Origin of the sequence: Vibrio sp. SCSIO 43136 (assembly GCF_023716565.1) — a bacterium.
Classification (GTDB): Bacteria; Pseudomonadota; Gammaproteobacteria; order Enterobacterales; family Vibrionaceae; genus Vibrio.
Genome location: NZ_CP071849.1, coordinates 1,240,254 through 1,259,904 on the forward strand (window position 1 = coordinate 1,240,254; position 19,651 = coordinate 1,259,904).

18 protein-coding genes and 1 pseudogene are annotated in these 19,651 nt (G+C 39.8%); 4 read left to right on the forward strand and 15 right to left on the reverse strand.

Annotated elements, in window-relative coordinates:
- The first annotated feature begins 154 nt into the window (after positions 1-154).
- Complete coding sequence (locus tag J4N39_RS20510; RefSeq protein WP_252024447.1) at positions 155-1,795, forward strand: GGDEF domain-containing protein; 1,641 nt, start codon at positions 155-157, stop codon at positions 1,793-1,795.
- Positions 1,796-1,875: 80 nt separating this feature from the next.
- On the opposite strand, the gene J4N39_RS20515 is transcribed toward J4N39_RS20510, so the two are convergent.
- The 3 genes from J4N39_RS20515 to J4N39_RS20525 form a co-directional block, all read right to left on the reverse strand.
- Complete coding sequence (locus J4N39_RS20515) at positions 1,876-2,124, reverse strand: hypothetical protein (RefSeq protein WP_252024449.1); 249 nt, start codon at positions 2,122-2,124, stop codon at positions 1,876-1,878.
- A gap of 263 nt (positions 2,125-2,387) precedes the next feature.
- The gene (locus tag J4N39_RS20520; protein WP_252024451.1) at positions 2,388-2,537 is read right to left on the reverse strand and encodes a hypothetical protein; all 150 of its coding nucleotides are present in this window, start codon (positions 2,535-2,537) and stop codon (positions 2,388-2,390) included.
- 160 nt (positions 2,538-2,697) lie between these two features.
- A complete protein-coding gene (locus J4N39_RS20525; protein WP_252024453.1) occupies positions 2,698-4,251 on the reverse strand; it encodes a long-chain-fatty-acid--CoA ligase in 1,554 nt (517 codons plus the stop codon).
- Positions 4,252-4,582: 331 nt separating this feature from the next.
- Here J4N39_RS20525 and J4N39_RS20530 point away from each other — a divergent pair, with 331 nt between their 5' ends.
- The 3 genes and pseudogenes from J4N39_RS20530 to J4N39_RS20540 all read left to right on the forward strand — a co-directional run bounded on the left by J4N39_RS20530 (position 4,583) and on the right by J4N39_RS20540 (position 8,144).
- Entirely contained in the window at positions 4,583-6,319 is a 1,737-nt protein-coding gene (locus J4N39_RS20530) for a glycoside hydrolase family 36 protein (RefSeq protein ID WP_252024455.1), read from the forward strand.
- A gap of 127 nt (positions 6,320-6,446) precedes the next feature.
- Positions 6,447-6,863: an MAPEG family protein gene (locus J4N39_RS20535; RefSeq protein WP_252024458.1), complete on the forward strand. Its 417-nt coding sequence runs from the start codon at positions 6,447-6,449 to the stop codon at positions 6,861-6,863.
- Positions 6,864-6,966: 103 nt separating this feature from the next.
- A pseudogene (locus J4N39_RS20540) lies at positions 6,967-8,144 on the forward strand (IS3 family transposase).
- A gap of 291 nt (positions 8,145-8,435) precedes the next feature.
- Here the strand turns inward: J4N39_RS20540 and J4N39_RS20545 are convergent.
- The 12 genes from J4N39_RS20545 to J4N39_RS20600 all read right to left on the reverse strand — a co-directional run bounded on the left by J4N39_RS20545 (position 8,436) and on the right by J4N39_RS20600 (position 19,636).
- Positions 8,436-8,900: an arsenate reductase/protein-tyrosine-phosphatase family protein gene (locus J4N39_RS20545; protein ID WP_252024460.1), complete on the reverse strand. Its 465-nt coding sequence runs from the start codon at positions 8,898-8,900 to the stop codon at positions 8,436-8,438.
- Between the two features lie 18 nt (positions 8,901-8,918).
- Complete coding sequence (locus tag J4N39_RS20550) at positions 8,919-10,304, reverse strand: O-antigen ligase family protein (RefSeq protein ID WP_252024462.1); 1,386 nt, start codon at positions 10,302-10,304, stop codon at positions 8,919-8,921.
- Positions 10,305-10,379: 75 nt separating this feature from the next.
- On the reverse strand, positions 10,380-10,835 hold the full coding sequence (locus J4N39_RS20555; RefSeq protein ID WP_252024464.1) for a hypothetical protein: 456 nt from the start codon (positions 10,833-10,835) through the stop codon (positions 10,380-10,382).
- A 171-nt stretch (positions 10,836-11,006) separates the two neighbouring features.
- Positions 11,007-12,191, reverse strand: a complete 1,185-nt coding sequence (locus J4N39_RS20560; protein ID WP_252024466.1) for a nucleotide sugar dehydrogenase — start codon at positions 12,189-12,191, stop codon at positions 11,007-11,009.
- A gap of 43 nt (positions 12,192-12,234) precedes the next feature.
- Positions 12,235-12,762 (reverse strand): hypothetical protein, encoded by a 528-nt coding sequence (locus J4N39_RS20565; protein ID WP_252024468.1) that lies wholly within the window; start codon positions 12,760-12,762, stop codon positions 12,235-12,237.
- Between the two features lie 142 nt (positions 12,763-12,904).
- On the reverse strand, positions 12,905-14,089 hold the full coding sequence (locus J4N39_RS20570) for an O-antigen ligase family protein (RefSeq protein ID WP_252024470.1): 1,185 nt from the start codon (positions 14,087-14,089) through the stop codon (positions 12,905-12,907).
- Complete coding sequence (locus J4N39_RS20575; RefSeq protein WP_252024472.1) at positions 14,073-15,230, reverse strand: hypothetical protein; 1,158 nt, start codon at positions 15,228-15,230, stop codon at positions 14,073-14,075. The genes J4N39_RS20570 and J4N39_RS20575 overlap by 17 nt, the downstream gene beginning before the upstream one ends.
- Positions 15,227-15,721, reverse strand: a complete 495-nt coding sequence (locus J4N39_RS20580) for a glycosyltransferase (RefSeq protein ID WP_252024474.1) — start codon at positions 15,719-15,721, stop codon at positions 15,227-15,229. Before J4N39_RS20580 ends, J4N39_RS20575 begins: the two co-directional genes overlap by 4 nt.
- Positions 15,718-16,173: a glycosyltransferase family protein gene (locus tag J4N39_RS20585; RefSeq protein WP_252024476.1), complete on the reverse strand. Its 456-nt coding sequence runs from the start codon at positions 16,171-16,173 to the stop codon at positions 15,718-15,720. Before J4N39_RS20585 ends, J4N39_RS20580 begins: the two co-directional genes overlap by 4 nt.
- Entirely contained in the window at positions 16,139-16,588 is a 450-nt protein-coding gene (locus J4N39_RS20590; RefSeq protein ID WP_252024478.1) for an acyltransferase, read from the reverse strand. The genes J4N39_RS20585 and J4N39_RS20590 overlap by 35 nt, the downstream gene beginning before the upstream one ends.
- Positions 16,585-17,424 (reverse strand): glycosyltransferase family 2 protein, encoded by an 840-nt coding sequence (locus J4N39_RS20595; protein ID WP_252024480.1) that lies wholly within the window; start codon positions 17,422-17,424, stop codon positions 16,585-16,587. Before J4N39_RS20595 ends, J4N39_RS20590 begins: the two co-directional genes overlap by 4 nt.
- Positions 17,411-19,636: a GumC family protein gene (locus J4N39_RS20600; protein WP_252024482.1), complete on the reverse strand. Its 2,226-nt coding sequence runs from the start codon at positions 19,634-19,636 to the stop codon at positions 17,411-17,413. Before J4N39_RS20600 ends, J4N39_RS20595 begins: the two co-directional genes overlap by 14 nt.
- Positions 19,637-19,651: the final 15 nt, after the last annotated feature.

Genomic DNA, 19,651 nt, shown 5'->3' on the forward strand with positions numbered 1-19,651 from the left:
GTAGCGCATAACCTAAACATTTACATAGTGTATGCACCCGAAGTGCGCTTCAGCCCACAATATTCTCTTCATGGTCATATTTAACATGGCGCATATCCAATGAGCTACATAGACTAAATAGATAATTATAATCATCCTAACCATAAGGATTCTAATGAGGTTGGCAGGCAACATGCGAACGCTGGGCTATCTAGTGGTCGTTTTCATTTCTTACAATAGTTGGGCAGATCAAGACGTTGTCGTCGGTTTACGCTGGCTACATCAATATCAGTTTGCCGGCTATTATGCCGCCGTTGACCAAGGGTATTACAAACAAGAAGGTCTTAATGTCACCTTGATCCAAGGTCATCCAGGCATCAATGTCATGGATAAGGTTGTAACTGGGGAATATGACTTTGGGGTCGCCAATGGCGATCTGGTGCTAGCAAGAATGAAAGGTAGACCTTTAGTCGCATTAGCCGCAATTTTTCAACACTCCCCTTCTGTGTTACTCACCCTTGCTTCCTCTGGAATAGATAAGCCAAAGAAGCTAAAAAACAAGTCAATCATGACCCTCAACGGCCAGCCTTATCCTGAGTTTTTGGCCATGTTTAGTCACGCTAACGTCGCACTCGAAGATCTCGAAATGAAGCCGAGCTCTTATCAGATCCGTGACCTAATTGATGGAAAAATTGATGCATTCAATGGCTACTTAACCAATGAACCCTACCTCCTTGATAAGCTCAATGTTCGTTATCATGTGCTCAATCCAGCAAAAAGCGGTTCTGACTTCTATAGCGATATTCTTTTCACCAGTGAAGCATTGCGCCAGTATTCGCCTGAAGTAGTAAAAGCTTTCCGACGTGCAACTTTAGACGGGTGGCGCTACGCACTCGATCATCCTGAAGAGGTCATTCAAAGTATTCGCTTTAAATGGGGTTCTCATAAATCGCTCGATGAACTTCGCTATGAAGCACTCGCAATGAGCGGCATGGTTCGACCAGAGTTAGTAGAAATTGGTTACATCAACGCTGAAAGAATTGCGAGTATGGCACAAGTATTTGTTGAGCATGGCCACGCCGTTGACACCTCCCTACTCGATGACTTTGTCTACAAAGAAGCACAACAAGAGATTGATATTGCCAGCCATAGAATCCTTTTTCTTACTTTGGTGATTACTTCGATGGGTGGCCTATGCGCCGTGTTATTGCTCGTCTCTCGGCAGCTCCATGCTGAGGTTAAAAAACGAAAAGCCGTCGAAGAGCAATTACGCTACCTAGCATCCATTGATCCTCTCACCGAATTGTGTAACCGCCGAAGTTTCAAAGCGGCAAGCAAACAAGAGGAAGCCAAAGCGATAAGCAATCGTTCAGCCTATAGTATTTTATTGCTCGACATAGATTTCTTTAAAGCCATCAACGACCAGTATGGTCATGATAGTGGGGATAACGTAATTAAAGAAGTCGCAAAAATCATTCAACTGCTAACAAAAAGTGGAGATATTTGTGCACGTTATGGTGGTGAAGAGTTTATTATCATGATGCCTGACAGCGGTTTTAACGAGTCTGTCAGTATGGCGCAGATCTTGCGCTCCCACATTAATAGCCAGACCTTTACTTCAAAAACTGGCCACACTTTCAAAATCACGGCCTCATTTGGCATTGCTGAATGGGATAAGGCACTACCAATAGACTCTATCATTAGTCATGCAGACCAAGCCCTCTACCTCGCCAAAGCGTCTGGTCGAGACAATATCAAGTGTTATACCTCATCTAAGACTATTGAAGACAACTGTGCCGTTGAAGTACGCGCATAAAAATACCCTTATTGCCGACTCTCCTTGTCGTCGATAAGGGTATATTTGTTAGCGAGTTTTGAAGGCTATGCTTAATGAGGTTAAGCGGCCTGCTGAGCCGAAACTGGCGTTGGTTTGATATTTGGCTCAGGTACATTTTGACAGTTGCAAGTGCGGCAGTAGAGGTGGCGTTCCATCTCATAGTAGTGTTCCCCACTCAGGAACTTAAACACCAACTGGTTCGCATTCTGAATCTTCTCCAATAACGTCGTACATTGTGTCTGGGATTTTCTCATAACTTCTTTATGGTCAGTCACTTTGTCGCACACTTCACAATATACTTTTGGCATCGTCTTGGGTCCTTTTATACAAGATCAGATTCAGGGTTCATGTTATTGACACAATTAAAACAAACTCGTTCCATAGAATTAATTCGTTCGGTAAAATTTTGTGCAGCAGTTAACAAATTAATGTCCGTTAAAAGACATCCTGTTGAATAATCTTGAGCCAGATCAACAATTAGACGAGCTAAAACAAAAAAGCACCATAAAGGTGCTTTTTATAAATGCCTGAGAAAATCGTGTTTCCAAAACACCGACTTACTGTAGAGTCGTTAAACTTCACCCTGCTGTTGGGCTTGCTTAACTAGAGCCTGACGTTGAGCTTCAATGTCTGAAGGTACTTGGCTTTCCTGAGTGGTTTGTAATTCCGTTTGGGAACCCACTTCTTGTGGGAAAAATACATAGTACTTGTTGATAGTCATGATAGAACCTCAATGTGATTTACTACGCTATTAGTATCTCCTTAGGATAAAAGCTCTACATCCTCCACATTGATGTTTTTCTCGGCGTAGTTGTGGAGGCGTAGGTTACTCCTTCTTTAGTATGTTATCAATAAGCAATGCAAACATACCGTAATTCAAGCTATGCAGGCTCTGTCTGAGTAGCCATAACCTCTGCTCGTAGGTCTTTCTTCAAGATTTTTCCTGTCGCACTCATTGGCAAAATCGGTCTGATTTCGACAGAACGTGGATACTTAAATGCCGCAACATGGTCTTTACCCCACTCAAACAGGTTTTGCTCAGACTCGACTACGCCCTCTTTTAGTACGACATAAGCCTTTATCTCCTCTCCATACTCCAGATGAGGAACACCGATGACAGCGACCATAGCCACAGCCGGGTGAGTCATAAACACTTCTTCGATTTCTCTTGGGTAGACATTAAAACCACCACGAATGATCATATCTTTAACGCGATCGACGATATAGAGGTTGCCAATTTCATCAAACTGCCCGACATCACCGGTATAGAACCAGCCATCTTTAATTGCTTGCTGAGTCGCTTCTGGTCGGTTGTAATAACCTTTCATGACATTGTGACCGCGAATGGTAATCTCCCCCTGCTCTCCTTGGGCAACTTGCTCACCAAACGCATCCACGAGGCGAATTTCAACCCCTTGAATTGGCTGACCGACTGAGCCAGGAATACGTTCATAATCTAGGTGATTAAAGCTTGCAATCGGACTGGTTTCTGACAGGCCATAACCTTCTAAAACTGGCACTTCAAATCGCTGCTCAAACTGACTTATAACTTCGGTAGGTAATGCTGAGCCACCACTAATGGCGATTCGAATAGAAGAAATATCACTACTATCTTGGCAATGTAAAATGCCGATAAACATGGTTGGCACGCCAGCGAACACTGTCACTTGATGCTTCTCGATCAACTTAAGCACCTGTTGAGGTTCAAACCTTGGCACCAACACCATCGTTGCTCCATTTAACACGGATGAGTTCATCTGCACTGTTTGGGCAAAAGTATGAAATAGCGGCAGGGTCACCAGCTGCTTATCATCTCCTTGCATAGCACATATACATTGAGCAACCATAGCATTACAAACGATATTACTGTGAGTAAGCTCTGCACCTTTTGGCATTCCTGTCGTACCACTGGTGTACAAGATAACCGCAGTATCTCCATCATCACGAGAAACGTAATCACTGATCGGTGCATTTTCAGCAATAAATGCCGTTAATGTTTGCTCCCCCTGCCACTCGCATTGAGACTGATCGGCGGTCATTACAATCATTTTTTCACACTGACCAACCTGCTCAAATGCTGCCTTACCCATTTTCGCCATTGGCAGTTCTGGCGTTCCTTCAAAACAGAAGTAAAATCGCGCATCTGAGTCTTCTAAGTGGAACTTAATTTCCCGCTCACGGAGTAATACATTGAGCGGTGCGACCACACCACCAGCCTTAAGCACACCGTAAAAAATGATCGGGAAGAAGGGTAGATTTGGACAACTTAACGCAACTTTATCTCCAGTATTTAAACCTGCATCAATTAAGGCCGATGCGACTTTGCCTGCCATTAAATCAAACTGCGCATAGGTCAGTTCAACATCTCCACAGATTATTGCGGTCTTGTTTGGTTTGAGTTGTGCGTTTCTAGCCAGTGCTGCTGCCAAATTCATCGTTGCATCTCCATTTATGCCAAATGAGTTCTCATCGTGTTCTCATTGTTGAGGCAAATCTAATGATCGTCATTTCATATGTTAATCATTTGTGATCATATGCACCAAATTCCATTGAAAACAGTGCATAATGGTGACGAGAAACTCGATTTGGTTTTACTAGTGCAATTGAACAATTGACTGCTAAAGCAACTTTGTATAACGACATTGTGTCTAATTACGCAGATCGAGGCCGAAAACTCAATTTTGGCAATATTTCCTCAAACGAATTAGACACTTCTAAACTAACGTGCTGTAATTTATCTAATTGACTAAATCATTAATTTAGGTGATGAGTGTGAAATTAGACAATGGAATTCAACTTGATATCTTAGCAACCGATATCAAAGCGGAACTCGCTGCTAACGAAGCAAAGTTTAGATTTCAGGGCATTCATAACGAACCCCTAGCAAATGACTTATTGATGGCTCAAGTCAGTTTAGATGTTGAGCATGGCGTGCAAATCATTGGCGACGGCTTTCAAATGCTTGCTCAAACCACTGGCACACCAGAAAACCCGATTGATATTGGCCGCTGTCCCGACAATAACGAAAGTTATCGTATCTATTCAAGCACCGCAGCTAAACGATATTACAATACGCTGGTGATAGAACACGCTGACGGCTATGTGCTGTTTGGCTTTACCAGTTGTTTGAGGTTTGCTGGATATTTTGAAATAGAAGCCATTCAAACTGGCTACAACATCTTGATAAGAATCGACGGTGAACATACACTACCTCAACACTGGGACACCAATACGTTGGAAAGTGTTTGTGTACTCACCGGAGATTCACTCTCCACCCTCTATACCCAATATGCCCACTTAGTTAATGCCCACCACCCTACTCGCTCAGGTGTACTCAAAGACACACCTATTGGTTGGTGCTCGTGGTATGCCTACTATGCCGAAGTCAATGAACGCAACGTTCACGCCAACGTGGCAAGAATGAGCGATAAACTTGAGCACCTTGAGTGGGTGTTACTTGACGATGGTTACCAAGCTTACATGGGAGACTGGCTTACTCCGTCAGAAAAGTTTTCCTCTGGAGTTGAAGAACTCATCCACTGGATCGCACAGCAAGGTAAAAAACCGGCTATCTGGATGGCACCTTTTATAGCGGAGCCCAACTCAGAGCTTTTCAAAAACCATCCCGACTGGTTTGTGCGCAATGATGTGGGAGAACCGCTTAAAGCCGAAGATGTCACCTATGGTGGGTGGCGGTGCACACCTTGGTATGTATTAGACACTTCCCACCCTGATGTTCTAGAGCACTTAGAGGCCACGGTTAAGATCATGGCTGAGCAATGGGGTGTGCAGATGTTCAAACTCGACGCCAATTATTGGGGAACATTAAAAGGTAAAAGATATCGAGAAGGCGTAACGGGAGTAGAAGCCTACCGCATGGGCATGGAGGCTATCACCCGAGGCGCAGGCAAAGCGCTCATTCTTGGTTGTAACGCCCCCATGTGGCCATCACTTGGGTTAGTCGACGCAATGCGAGTATCGGATGATGTGGAACGCAACGCCCACCGATTTGAACAAATCGCAAAAGAAACCTTCTATCGATCATGGCAACATCGCAAGCTTTGGCAAATTGACCCTGATTGTGTAGCCCTGACTTCTCTTGCCGATCAACACGCTGATCAGCGCGCATATGATTTTCACCGCACCGCCGTGTTAGCCAGTTCGGGAATGCTCTTATCAGGTGATCCACTGCCTGAAATCAGTGATTATGCCCGAAGCAGTTTTAACAAACTTATCAAACGAGTAAAGCACAACCCAAATTCTGCCAAGTTTACTTCGCTGACATTAAACCACGCTTTCTTAAAGCTCACGCTACACAATGATTTACATTGTCTATTTAACTTCGATCAAAATGAAAAAGAGCATACATTGACCTCTGATCATCCAGTTTACTGGTATGATTTTTGGACAGGAAAACGTCTGTGTGAAGAGCCAATGCAACTATTACAGGTTGGCATAGACAAAGGGCTAAATGCTCGCGCGATTTTAACTTCTGATAAATGAATCAAACAGTGCATTAGCTAAGACACAAATTAAACATTGCGCACAATTTAATTGCCAATAATTAAATTTATCCTTATAGTGATGGACAAGTTATTCCTGTTACACCAACTAAATTACGAGAGGATGTATGTTCGCTGAGTACACTGCAACGATCTGGGGACTTTGGTTCATTATCGCTACTATCATTGTTCAGGGCTTTATCGCAATGCGTGCCCACCGCAAGCAAAGTCACTATGTACCTGGTATTGTTGACCAAAACTTGAGCCATGAGTCTTTTGTTTTCCGTAGCCACCGAACCCATCAAAACTCGTTAGAAAACATCGTACAACTGCTCGTGCCTGCGGCATTAGGTATGGTGGTAGGTGCCAATCCAGCATGGCTTGCGGGATTTGTTTGGTTTTATGCTACGGTTCGTATTGCGCACATGGTCCTGTTTTACAAAATCGCCACAGAGAAAAACCCGAGCCCACGTAGCTACTTCTTTATTTTGGGGTATTTTGCCAATATTGGCTTGATGGTGTTGGTGGCAATATCTATGGTTTGATAACCATAGATATTGTATTTTTTGAAGGGATTGTAGTGGCATAGTGAATTTGGCCACCTGATTAGAGGTGTTAAGATGCACCTCGTACACAACAGGTGGAACTATGACAAAACGTACGAGAAGAACTTTCAGTCCAGAATTCAAACTTGAAGCAGCTCAACTGGTTGTTGAACAAGGCTACTCCGTTGATGAAGCTGCCAAAGCTATGAATGTGAGCAAGTCAGCTATGGATAAGTGGGTAAGGCAACTCAAACAAGAACGGAAAGGCATTACCCCAAAGGCCTCACCGTTAACGCCAGAACAGATTGAAATTCGAGAGTTAAAGAAACGGATCGCTGAGCTTGAAAAGCACAATGAAATCATAAAAAAGGCTACAGCTCTGTTGATGTCGGACTCACTGAAAAATTCTCGATAATCGATCGACTCAAACAGAGCTACAGCATCACAACGCTTTGCAATGTCTTCGGCATCCATCGAAGTAGTTATAAGTATTGGAAGCGACGACCAAGAGCGATTCCTGCATTAGAAGTTCAAACTCGAGCGCTTGTACAAGAGGCTCATAGTGCTAGCAACGGCTCTGCTGGGGCTCGAACGATTGCTGGCATCGTAACTAATGCTGGCGTTAATTTGAGTCGCTATCGAGCAACTAAAATCATGAAAAAGCTTGGGATAGTGAGTCGACAGCTACCGAAGCACCGATATAAGAAACCGTCTCCCGAGCATGTGGAGATCCCGAATCACCTTGAGCGCCAGCTCGCTGTTACGGCTCCAAATCAGGTGTGGGTTGGTGATGTGACTTATGTCTGGACGGGAAACCGCTGGGCTTATCTAGCCGTTGTACTGGACTTGTTTGCTCGTAAACCAATTGGTTGGGCGATGTCTTTTTCGCCCGATAGCCAGTTGACGGTCAAAGCCTTAAAAATGGCTTATGAAAGCCGTGGCAAGCCGAAAGGAGTTATGTTCCATAGCGATCAGGGAACACATTACACGAGCCGTAAGTTCCGTCAGATTTTATGGCGTTATCAGATTAAACAAAGCTTATTGCGTAGAGGAAACTGTTGGGATAACAGCCCGATGGAACGCTTCTTCAGAAGCCTAAAAACAGAATAGGTGCCAGCTTGTGGCTATCGAAGCTTAACGGAAGCCTGGAACAGCATTGTTGGCTACATCATCAGATATTACAGCCAAGTCAGGCCGCATCAGTACAATGGCGGTCTCACACCAAATGAGTCGGAAAGACTTTACTGGGAAACTTACAAAACTGTGGCCAATTTTAGTTGACCACTACACTCCCTTCTTGTAAGGGTCTTCTATTGTGCTTACACCAATCCAGTGTACATAAAGAAAGCTATTGTGTCTTGCGGTAGGTACTAATTCACACAGAACTTCAACGTGATTACGCTCAGTGCCATAATATCGGCGGGGTGCCCGTGCAGATCGCTGTCACTTATAGCAACTCCAGTGAAGGTGATTATTTATACGCTTATATTAAGTTGATTTTGATTCAAAATTAAGCCCTCCCGCGCGTAATTAAGAAGGTTCATCACAAATAATACGTAGTCACTTACACAATTAATTAAACTTTTTTGCAGTGCTTCCAAGCCGTGCTGCCCAGCTAACAGCGGCACGCTCTAATACCTCATAACAAGCATCAAATGCATCATCAGACTGTTTATACGGATCATCAATATGTCCTTGTCCAATCCATTGTCCTATAAATAGCGTCCTACCACCAGAGCCAGGGGCAATCTCCATCACTTCTTGTCTGTGCTGTTCTGTCATTACTAAGATAAGGTCATATCCTTTTGCCAACTCAGCGGTTAACGGTTGAGAAGTATGAGAGCTAAGATCTAGCCCCTTCGTTTCTGCCACATTGATAGAGCCTTGGTCTGCCTTTGCACCAGCAATACCAAGCGAGGAAACCTGAGTACCAGCAGAGCCAATCTGTTTGTTTGGCAAATGACGTTTAAAGATAGCTTCTGCCAAAGGTGAACGACAGATATTTGCCGTACAGATAATCAATATCGAATTAAACATATTGTTCCTAAAACAAGGTTACTCAACCACAAAGGCTTTGCGATTTTGTGCTGGTAGCTTTGAGCAAGCAAAGGCAACAAACAGAATGAAGATAAAGGTCAACGCATTTGCCATAGGCTGCAAGTTAAAATCTACAGAAATATGGATGAGCATACCAATAATTGCCATAGTACAGCCAAGAGCCAGCCCTTTCATGGTGCGACTATTTCGTTTCTTTTGTACTTTAAGGCTTGTAAACAGTGCATAGAGTACCATCATTCCTAACATCAGCGTGGCTGGAATACCTGCTTCCACTAAGAACTGAATGTAATCGTTATGGGCGTGGTCATAAAAGCCAATGTAAGCTTTACTGTAACCGGGAAATACTGTGTAGAACGACGCCAAGCCAGTGCCCGTCAGTGGATAATCTTTGATGATATCTAAACTCCAGATCACCACCTGATCTCGCGACTCGGCTTCGATTGAAGTTTCAACAAGACGCTGCTTAACTTTCTCTAGCCCAAATAGCGTTCCTACTACAAAGGTATCGATGGCAAGCACAGACAGCACTAAAACGGTTAATGCCCTTGGTTTATCTTTGTAGATCACTAGTGCAAGCAAACCGCCAATGGTAGTTGCTGCAAAAAATGCTGTATTACCCATACGCGAGCGGGTCATGACCAACGCAATAACCATGATGATCAGCGCTAATCGCACCATCATCTTGGCACTAAGCATGCCTGATAACCAACGTTTGATACGAATAAACCATGAACCCGATGGGCTAGTGTGTAGCTCAGTAACAATAAGTCCAAGCCCCATACATAAACACATCATCAAGTAGTTGGCTAAATGGTTCTTATAAACAAATGACCCTGTAGCGATATGTTTTTCAGGATAGCCAAAAACTAGGCTTTCTGTTGTTCCTAAAAGAACCATTACCGCAGCATAAAATGCTTGGAAACAACCACTGATCACTAATGCCATAATCGCTATCTTTAAGCGGCGGCCACAATTGATTAGTAAAATTGCATTAAACAAAAACAACCAATAGCTGACACCTCGTAAAAGAGAGGTAAGCGTCATACCTCGGTCTAGCGAGACCGAGTAATCTGGTGCACCTACTAGGGTGTAGATTGATTCCGCTTTAGGTGACAACAGCGCAACCAGTGACTGGGGTAATACCGTGGTTTGCAATAATACCCAACACTGAAACAGCCCTAGCGGAACCAATAGAAATTTGAACTTCCAGACATGTTGCCAAGGAAGATTACGGCCATAACAAAACAGTAATCCGATGCTTTGTAGTGAGATCCAGATCTCTGCGATAGACCATGCCCAAGGACGGTTGCTACCTAAAGGAATAGGTAACCAAACCAGCAAGGCTAAAAAACTAAAAAATAAAATGCGCTCTAATCTTGGCATGTGAACTCAAATGAAAAAGACGAAAAAGCCCACAGCCAGACAAACGAATGGTGTGGGCCTTGATTTTAAGTGCGATTAGTTAGGTGAAACTACGCCTGAACCGCCGCCGCCATTGCCGCCAACAGCAAGAGTTGCTGGAGGAGCAATGGCATTAGCAAGTGCATTGGCGTTACCCGCTGCAGTAGCATCAGAAACTAACGTAGGGTCAATGCCAGCCAACAATGCTGCTGTAGTGATGACTTCATTACTGACTTCATACTTACGAGCAAGCTCAACAATCTGATCAAGAAGCTCAGGATTGGCTTCAATTGCAGATTGTACGATGGTTTGTGCATCTACCGAGCCATCAGCCAAAGCCGCTTCCACAAGATCTAGCATGTTCTCTTGATCAGCTTGTAACAGAGTTACAATTGAATCAGGGTTCTGATCGATCTGCTGAAGAAAGCCTTGTGCTTCCTGCTGTGTCAATGCGAAAGAGCTGGTACTAAAAAGTGCCAATACTAACGCAAATGAGGATGTCTTAATTTTCATTAATTCGATCCTTTTGGTTACTACTTATCCTTGATTGGTAACGAAATTACGGCACAAAGAATGATTTGTTTTCAAATTTGAAAACCAGTTTAACTCAATTAATGAGTTAAATCATTTACGCCAGGAGGCGTAAATTCTTAAAGGGGCCAAACTATTGACCCCTGCCATTACTCAATCACAACCGAACAGATCACGAGTGTAAACCTTGCCAGCAACATCTTTAATCTCATCAACCATTCGGTTAGATACGATTACATCACAGCTTGCTTTAAACTCATCAAGATCAGTTATTACTTGTGAATGGAAGAACTCTTTTTCTTCTAGTACAGGTTCGTAAACGACTACCTCAATACCTTTCGCTTTAATGCGCTTCATGATGCCCTGAATACTTGAAGCCCTAAAGTTATCAGAGCCAGATTTCATGATTAAACGGTAGATACCTATACGTTTTGGATTTCGTTTTAAGATCGATTCAGCGACGAAATCTTTACGAGTAGTATTGGCATCTACAATTGCACCGATAATACTATTAGGAACGTCTGCATAGTTTGCTCGTAGTTGCTTTGTATCTTTTGGTAGACAGTAACCACCATAACCAAAAGATGTGTTGTTGTAGTGAGAACCGATACGCGGATCTAACCCAACACCCTCAATGATTTGACGAGAGTCCAAACCATGAGTTTCGGCGTAGGAATCTAACTCATTAAAATACGCAACTCGCATTGCTAAATACGTATTTGAAAAGAGCTTAACTGCTTCTGCTTCTGCTTCTGCTTCTGCTTCTGTTGAGTTAGTGAAAAGAACTTCGATATCTTCTTTCTCTGCACCTTCAACCAACAGAGCGGCAAATACTTTTGCTCGTTCGCTTTGCTCACCAACTATGATTCTTGAAGGGTACAAGTTGTCGTAAAGAGCTTTTCCTTCCCGCAAAAACTCAGGGGAGAAAATCAAGTTTTCACAGCCCAATTCCTTTTTGATACGTTCTGTATATCCAACAGGTACGGTAGATTTAATTACCATTACTGATTCAGGGTTGATTTCCATTACGTCTTTGATTACAGACTCGACTGAACTAGTGTTGAAGTAATTTGTTTCAGTATCATAATCTGTCGGTGTAGCAATAATTATATAAGCAGCATTAGCAAATGCTAGATTTTTATCCAACGTTGCGACTAGGTTGATGTCCTTATCAGAAAGAAAAAACTCAATTTCCTTATCTACAATAGGGGATATTCCAGCGTTAATTAAATCAACTCTATCATCGATAATATCTAAAGCAACCACCTCATGCTTTTGAGCCAGAAGCACTGCATTTGATAAACCGACATAACCTGTACCAACTATAACTATTTTCATTTTATTCTAACAATACTAAATTAACAAAACTCGCAATAATAAACTAAATAAACTTGCAATTAGGAAGGTATACTTCATTAAATTTCAATAGGTTGCACATCCTAGCACTACCAATAGAGAGCCCAATCGTGTGGTTAATCATTAGGCGTATATTGTAGTTCTGAACAGAACTCAAAAACTGCAATATCAAATTGATCTTCTCTTCTTTATCAAGCATATCCCATTTATCAAAGCGCATATTAAAGTCAAATGCTACGACTTTAGGAGTTGAATTTCCAAACATCTTAGCATAATTGAGGTGTTGTATTTTTGATGTATTTTCGGTTGTAGCGTGTGCTATTAATAGATGGGTGTTATACCATGTTGGCCGCACATTCCTGCTACGAAAAAGAATGTATTTCAGTTCTTCTTGGCTAAATAAAGAGTATCTCACATGACTCTGTAAAACGTATAGAGAATTAGCAGTGTTGGAAGAGTAATTATCAAGGCCAACAATATCCTCAACTATATCATTGATCATACGATAATCTTCCGACTTAGGTTCATAAGTTTGTTTTGCTAAACTACCCACTACTTTTCCCAAAGCCTCTTCGTACAAACTAGTTCTGAGTTGAAAAGAGGAAAGCAGCAAAAGTAGAAAACAGATCAACACGTGTGCAATCCAAAGTAAACTTCTGTTACAAAATATAATCAACATCATCTCCTAAAAACATCTAAAGCAGTACCTTCTTTGACTTTTTCACCATACACATAAGTATAAATGGAATTATCGAATAACCAGCAATGCCATTTAAAAAAGATGATTCTAAAAGTGATGTAACAAGCACGTAAACAGATAACCCCACTGCTAATCTATCATTATCAACCACAAAGAAATTGTAGAGCACTATTAAAATACTCAACCCCCCTCCAATAACACCCATGCTAAATGTAGCTTGCAATACTAAGTTGTGGGCATGTGCTGGAGTATAACCAATTATATAACTTAACTCTGGCAGTGCAATTGACGTAACACCAATACCGTAACCCACCAATGGATTATCTATAATTTTACTTATAACAGCGGGCCATATATGTGTCCTTCCAGTAAATGTCAATACTTCGTTCGGGTCTCCATGTCTAGAAATAGCTCTCAATAATGTATCAGGTTCTAAACAGAGAAAAACCACGACCATAGAAATCACATATAATATCAGGCTAATTATTACTGCTTTATATTTAGTATTAGGAGCAATGAAGAAGATTGCTATCAATAGTGAGACTAAGGCAGTTTTACTATCACTTTTTAGGAGACAGAAAGAAGATATAGTGACCATTATTAATAGCCACTTATTTTCCAAAATTCCAACCTGTCGAGAGTAGTATAATAGAATCAAATATACTGCGCTGAACCCCCCCATAGCATTAGATGTAGAAAAAACCCCACTCATCCTCGGACTAACATATAACATACCGCTGAGCCAGTATATATGCCTACCAAGGGTTGGAATTAAATAGTAATAAACAATTGAGCAGATGGTACAGAATGCAAATGAATACAACACTACTTTGAGCATGCCAAATGTTCCGAGCCTAGTATCTAGTGATTTTAGCATTAAATAAAAAGCTATGTAGGATAACAGATTGATAAAACTTCGAGCCGGGGCTATAGAGAAAGGTAACAATAAAAAACCCAAAACAAAGAACAAAACTAATAGTTTTTCATGTCTATTTAATTCAATAGCATTCCTACTAAACACATAAAATGCGAATAAAAAACTCCCACCCCAAGACATCAACCTAAATAAAATTTGAAAATCTACTGTTTCACTTCCATATTCTCTGATTCTAAAAACGAAAATAGAAAACACAGTAAACAACAAATAAATCGAGTAGTCTAATTTACTGAAACTGTTCATTTACTATTCTAGCTTGCTGAAAAGTGAGACTTACTGCAACTACAACCCAGCTTATCAAAACAACTATTGATGGATTAATCATTATAAAACTGTCACCAATAAACACTAAAGAGAAACTAACAAGCAAACTAAGAGTCCCTAAAAAATAAGATCTATTAATTAGATTCAAACTACCTAGTTTAAGTAAAACCAACTCTCGAGATCGACAAACCGACAACATAATAAATACCCCTCCCCAAACAGCAAGAGTCAACTTAGTTGGAATCTCACTAGGTAAATAGAAAACGCCCATAATTAATGACCCAAACCAAAAACAAGTAGTAGTTAATAATAAAGATATAAGTAAATACCTAAAACCAACTAACTTATAGGAATTTTTTAGTTTACATAGACTAAGATCACGCTGATCAACCAATTCCAGCGACTTAATTATTATCTGAGTAGGCTGATATATAGATCTTGCAACAAACATCGAGCTAACTATAGATGATGAATAAAGATAAGGCGAAATAAGAAAAGGAACATGGACAATAAAAAGTTGGGAGGTAGACTGGTATATCCTATGAACAACTGCTATTTTATCAGTAAAAAAGGTTTCTAAAACGTTCCTAAAACTATAAACACTACAGTACTTACACATAACAATAACATCGATAGTGATGCATAACATTAATACGAAAAATAAATTATCGAAAGAAAACGCGCTAAATAAAATCAACAAAAACGTAAAGAATAGAACCGTAAAACTTGAAATATTAATTGTTGACTTATTACTTATAACAGGAGAAATATACTTAAGGTTTTCATGCAAGAAAATATACAAAAAAACTAACATATATGTCACGAAACTATATGTCTCACATAAAACAATAATCAATAAACCGATAACAATGGCAACAGAGGAAATATACAAAGACACAGTGCTTAATATATCACTAGATACACTTATAATTGTCTGGTTATTTATGGGTATTAAAAAAACACACCTATATAGAGAAAGAAAAATCAATGTAACCGTCATAGATATACCGTAATACACAACATAATCCTGACCAAGATACTTTAAGGATGCAAAAGTAACTAAAAAATTAAATATAGACAATACTGTAGAGTCCAATGCTTGCAATATTTTCTCTTTCACGATGCGACTCTACTCACCATATATTTGACAAGGCCGTCACTCTTCGGTGAATATAAAGCACTCATTTTAAGTGGTTCATTCGCTATTTTTCTTACTGCTTCTATTATATCTACTGTATCTGAACAAACTCTAAGTAAGTCATTTTTATTATCTCTATTTCCAAACAACTTTACAGTATCTATTTGATGATCATTCCTGTGTTCATTAAACTTACTAAGTCTTGGAAGAACTATAAGTGGTTTATTATAATCCATACTACTAATTATGGTCCCCATTCCAGCGTGAGATATTAATATATCTGAATTGTTTACCAGCTCTTTGTACTTTTTATCATCAAGAAAATCGACATAATTGATATTTTTAGGCTTATAATTGCCATTTCCTATCTGGGCAAAAACTTCAAATTTTTTCAAGTATTCATTGTTATCTAAGAAATGTATTAGCCTATCAAATGGAAGTTGTGCTCCGACTGTTACAAATATCTTTTTCATATTACATTCCCGTAATAACTAACATGTTTTTCTTCTAAATGTTCCCACTGTGTAATAGTTTCACCTGCTATATGCTTTGCAATACGGCCAGACAGCGACAACTTTTGAGTATTTGCGATACTATCAATCCATATAGTGTCTAGTCTAAAAACACGTCCTAAAATAAGACCTAATAAACCTGGTAAAGCCCCAGTTGTAACAATTAAATCTGGGTTGGTTTTGGATATCACTTTATATAACTGATAAACCACCTTAAAAGTTCGAATTAAAGAGTCTCGAGAGATATCATCTATTAAAAACTCATTATCATTGTTAACAATATCAGAGCTTCCAACACGAGTTCTTACGTGAAAGTGTTTTACATCAACATGTTTAATTTTATTAAACAGGCGACATAACTGCACGTTATGCCCCCCACTAGAAGCTATTGTTAATACCTTTCTCTTCTTCATGTATAATACCTAGATATTTAGTGTGGATACCAAATTTGATTATTTTAGCAGGGTTCCCAGCAACCATAGAGTTAGAGGGTACTGATTTAGTTACAACTGAACCAGCTGCGACAATACACTCATCGCCAATAGTAACACCGGGCATAATTAAGGAATTACAACCAACAAAGCATTTATTGCCGATTTTAGTTGATGTGTGTAAATTTCTACACATATCATGAGTTAATATTGTTGCATTAAAAGCAACATATGAACCAGCCCCTATTGTTATTCCCTTAGGGTTAGTTTTATCCAAATTTGCCTTTAGAGATATTCTCGCTGTATGATGAATGTTCATTTTAAAAAACATTCTGTAATATTGTGTAAAACAACCAAGAATAAATTGCCTAACATGTACATGTAAAAATCTCTTCATCGCCTAGTTTCATCCCTTTCCCATTTATGCGTGCTATTTGTTTTATAAAGCATTTTCGCTCTAAATTTACAGAGGCATGAAACGCATATGTATATAATCCCACTGATATAAGATTCACTTTTAATCATTAAGTTAATCAATGTTCCAGGGGTATTAGTATCACCAGAAATATTAGCAATTGACTTATTTATTTGATAATTACCTAGTTTACTTCTTGTTTTTATTTTCACCAATGAAGATGTATCTTTAGGTGCAAATACTACACTAGTTGCATTAGGAACCAACTTTAACCTATCTTTTCCTAAGATAGATTTTACATAGCCATCATCTCCTATTAGCAAAGGAAGGGGAAAACACTTTGTCATTGCAGTTTTAGACAGTAAGTAACAACCACTTCCAACCATGCCATTACTAAACTCAGGCGTCTTTTCTAGGAATTTATAATATTCCCGCACAATAACACTAGAATCAACCGTTTTAGTCTCTGGTTTTAATGAAGCATAAACATACTCAGTGTTATCAATAAACTTAAGAATATTAATAATTGAATTTTCACTAATTATCACATCAGCATCCTGGACCAACAAATGGTCGTATTTGATGTAACGCAGAGCTTCGTTAATTGCGTTAGATTTATTCCCTAATTCTAGTGATACTACTTCAATAACATCACTAATATTCTTTGCCACTTTAGCTGTATTATCACTACAACCATTAGGAACTACAATTATCTGAATATCATCAAGAAGTTCTAGATATTCATTCAGTACCTTTTTGATGTTTTTCTCCTCATTATATGCAGGGATAATTACGGATAACATATCAACTTTTCCCAATCACACTTGCTTGTTCTTGGGCCATTTGCGAGTATGCACTGTATGTATGCACTCCCTTCTTGGGAATAGATGCCTGATTAATTACAACACCATCAATGTATATTTCATGATGAGAAAATAACTCTGTTGCATGTCTATATACGGATTTGGTTGTGCTATTAGCTTTTAATACTAACATTATACCACCGGCTTTTTTACCTATAATAAACGCATCTTTAACTGGTAATATTGGAGGCGTATCAAATATTATTCTATCATATTTCTTCTCGAGGGTTGATATTAGTCTATCGAACGAATCGCCACTCAGCAGTTGCTGAGGGTTAGGAACTAACATGCCAGCAGGCAGCACATGTAAGCGAGATTCTTTTAACTCGCAAATACAATCATCCACAGATGTTCCCATCAATAAAATCTGACCTACCCCAGGTCGAGAGCTATCGATATTCAATCGAGGAGCAACCGATGGTTTTCTTAAGTCGCAATCAACAATTAGTACTTTTTCTAATTTTGAGAACGAATGTGCGAGTGTAATTGCACATGTTGTTTTACCTTCTCCTGGGACAGATGAAGAAATCGCAAACATCTTTCGATTTTTACCATGAAAATTAATCAATAAAGATGTTCTCAATGAATCTACTGACTCAGAAAAAGAAAGGTAATTTTTATTGTTAAAAACGTTTGAGTCTATCACATTAGCCTTACAGTTAATTTTTGGTAAAGATCCTGTAGGCAATAAGCCAAATGTTTTTTCAAAGTCTCTCATTGAGTCAATGGTGCTATTAAACATATCCTGTAATACTAACAACACTATGTACAACCCAAAACTACCTACAAAGGCCAATGAAATAATTAATTTTTTGTTGGGTTTACTTGGTAATTCTGGTATTAACGCATAGTCTGTAATACGTGCATTGGTAGCATTAAAATCACTTGTTGCAGATGTTTCTTTTTGTCTAGTTAAAAACAGATCGTATAAATTAGCATTTGTATCAACTTCTCGCTTAAGCGCATCATATTCACGCTTGACTACACTTAGCGCTTGGAATTCACCTTTTTTGTCTAATAACTCTGCTTCGAGCAAGCGTTCTTGCTCTCTTGCACTACTTAATTCTTTCCCTATCCCATTAATAAGCTTTGCTACCAACTCATTCGCACGCTTCTGAATGGAAGCAAGTTGAGCATTTGCCCGAATCATCCTGTCATGTTTGGGACCATATCGCTTAGATAATTCGCTAACCTCTTTCTCTGCATTTGCTTCTGCAAGCCTGATGTCTCGAACTTGAGGGTGATTAGATATTAATGAGATAGATGTTAACGTCTTAATGTCCGCGTTTTTATTGTTCTTTAACGCATTGTATAGAGCCTGGGTTTCAATACGTTTATCCGTTGCTTTTGACAGACGTTCAGTAAGGTTTGAAAGCTCTGAACTCGTTAGAGCCGAAATGCCACTATCATCGATCAATTTTTGCTTTTGCAAAAACGCCAAAAGTGCCTCCTCAGATGCATCAAGGTTCTGCTTCAACTCCTCTAGGCGTTGGTTAATCCAGCCCGTAGCTTGAGCTGTTACCAATAACTTCGATTCTAGGTTGTTATCTATGAACGCCTGACCTACTTCGTTAGCGATAGTAGCGGCTAGTTTAGGGTCTTGCGACTCAAACGAGATATAGACAAGCTGAGTTTTGCGAATAGGTGAGATTGTTAGCTTTGACTTAAACAGTTTTAAGACAGTTCGATTTAGCGCTTCATCTGCTGTGCTTTCATCCACCAATACCTCTTTATTGGAAAAATACGCTGCAATAAGGGGATGTGATTTAAGTTGCTGCTTAATTTCTGATAGAAGACTTGGTTCTGATTGGATTAAGCTAGGGTTGAACTCTTCCAATTGCTCTAGATTTAGCTTATCAATTACTCGTTGTGCTACCTGGTTAGACTTCAAGATTTCAAACTGTGTAAGGTAGTATTCTGCAGCCCTAGTATCAATACCAACAACTTCTTCAATCGAAACTGCTTTTTTCTGACTAGCTTCAATCAACAAAGTCGCAGTTGCTTTGTAAGTCGGCGTTATTGATAACACTACAAGTACTGAGATCGCCGTACATAAGAAAGCAAAAAGAAAAATAGAAGCCCAACGGGTTTTAATCAAGTGATAATAGTAGCCCAAGTCTATCATCTGCTCTTGAGCTGGTTTATCTTGGTTTAGAGTTAGCGACATGTTAACTTCCGAATT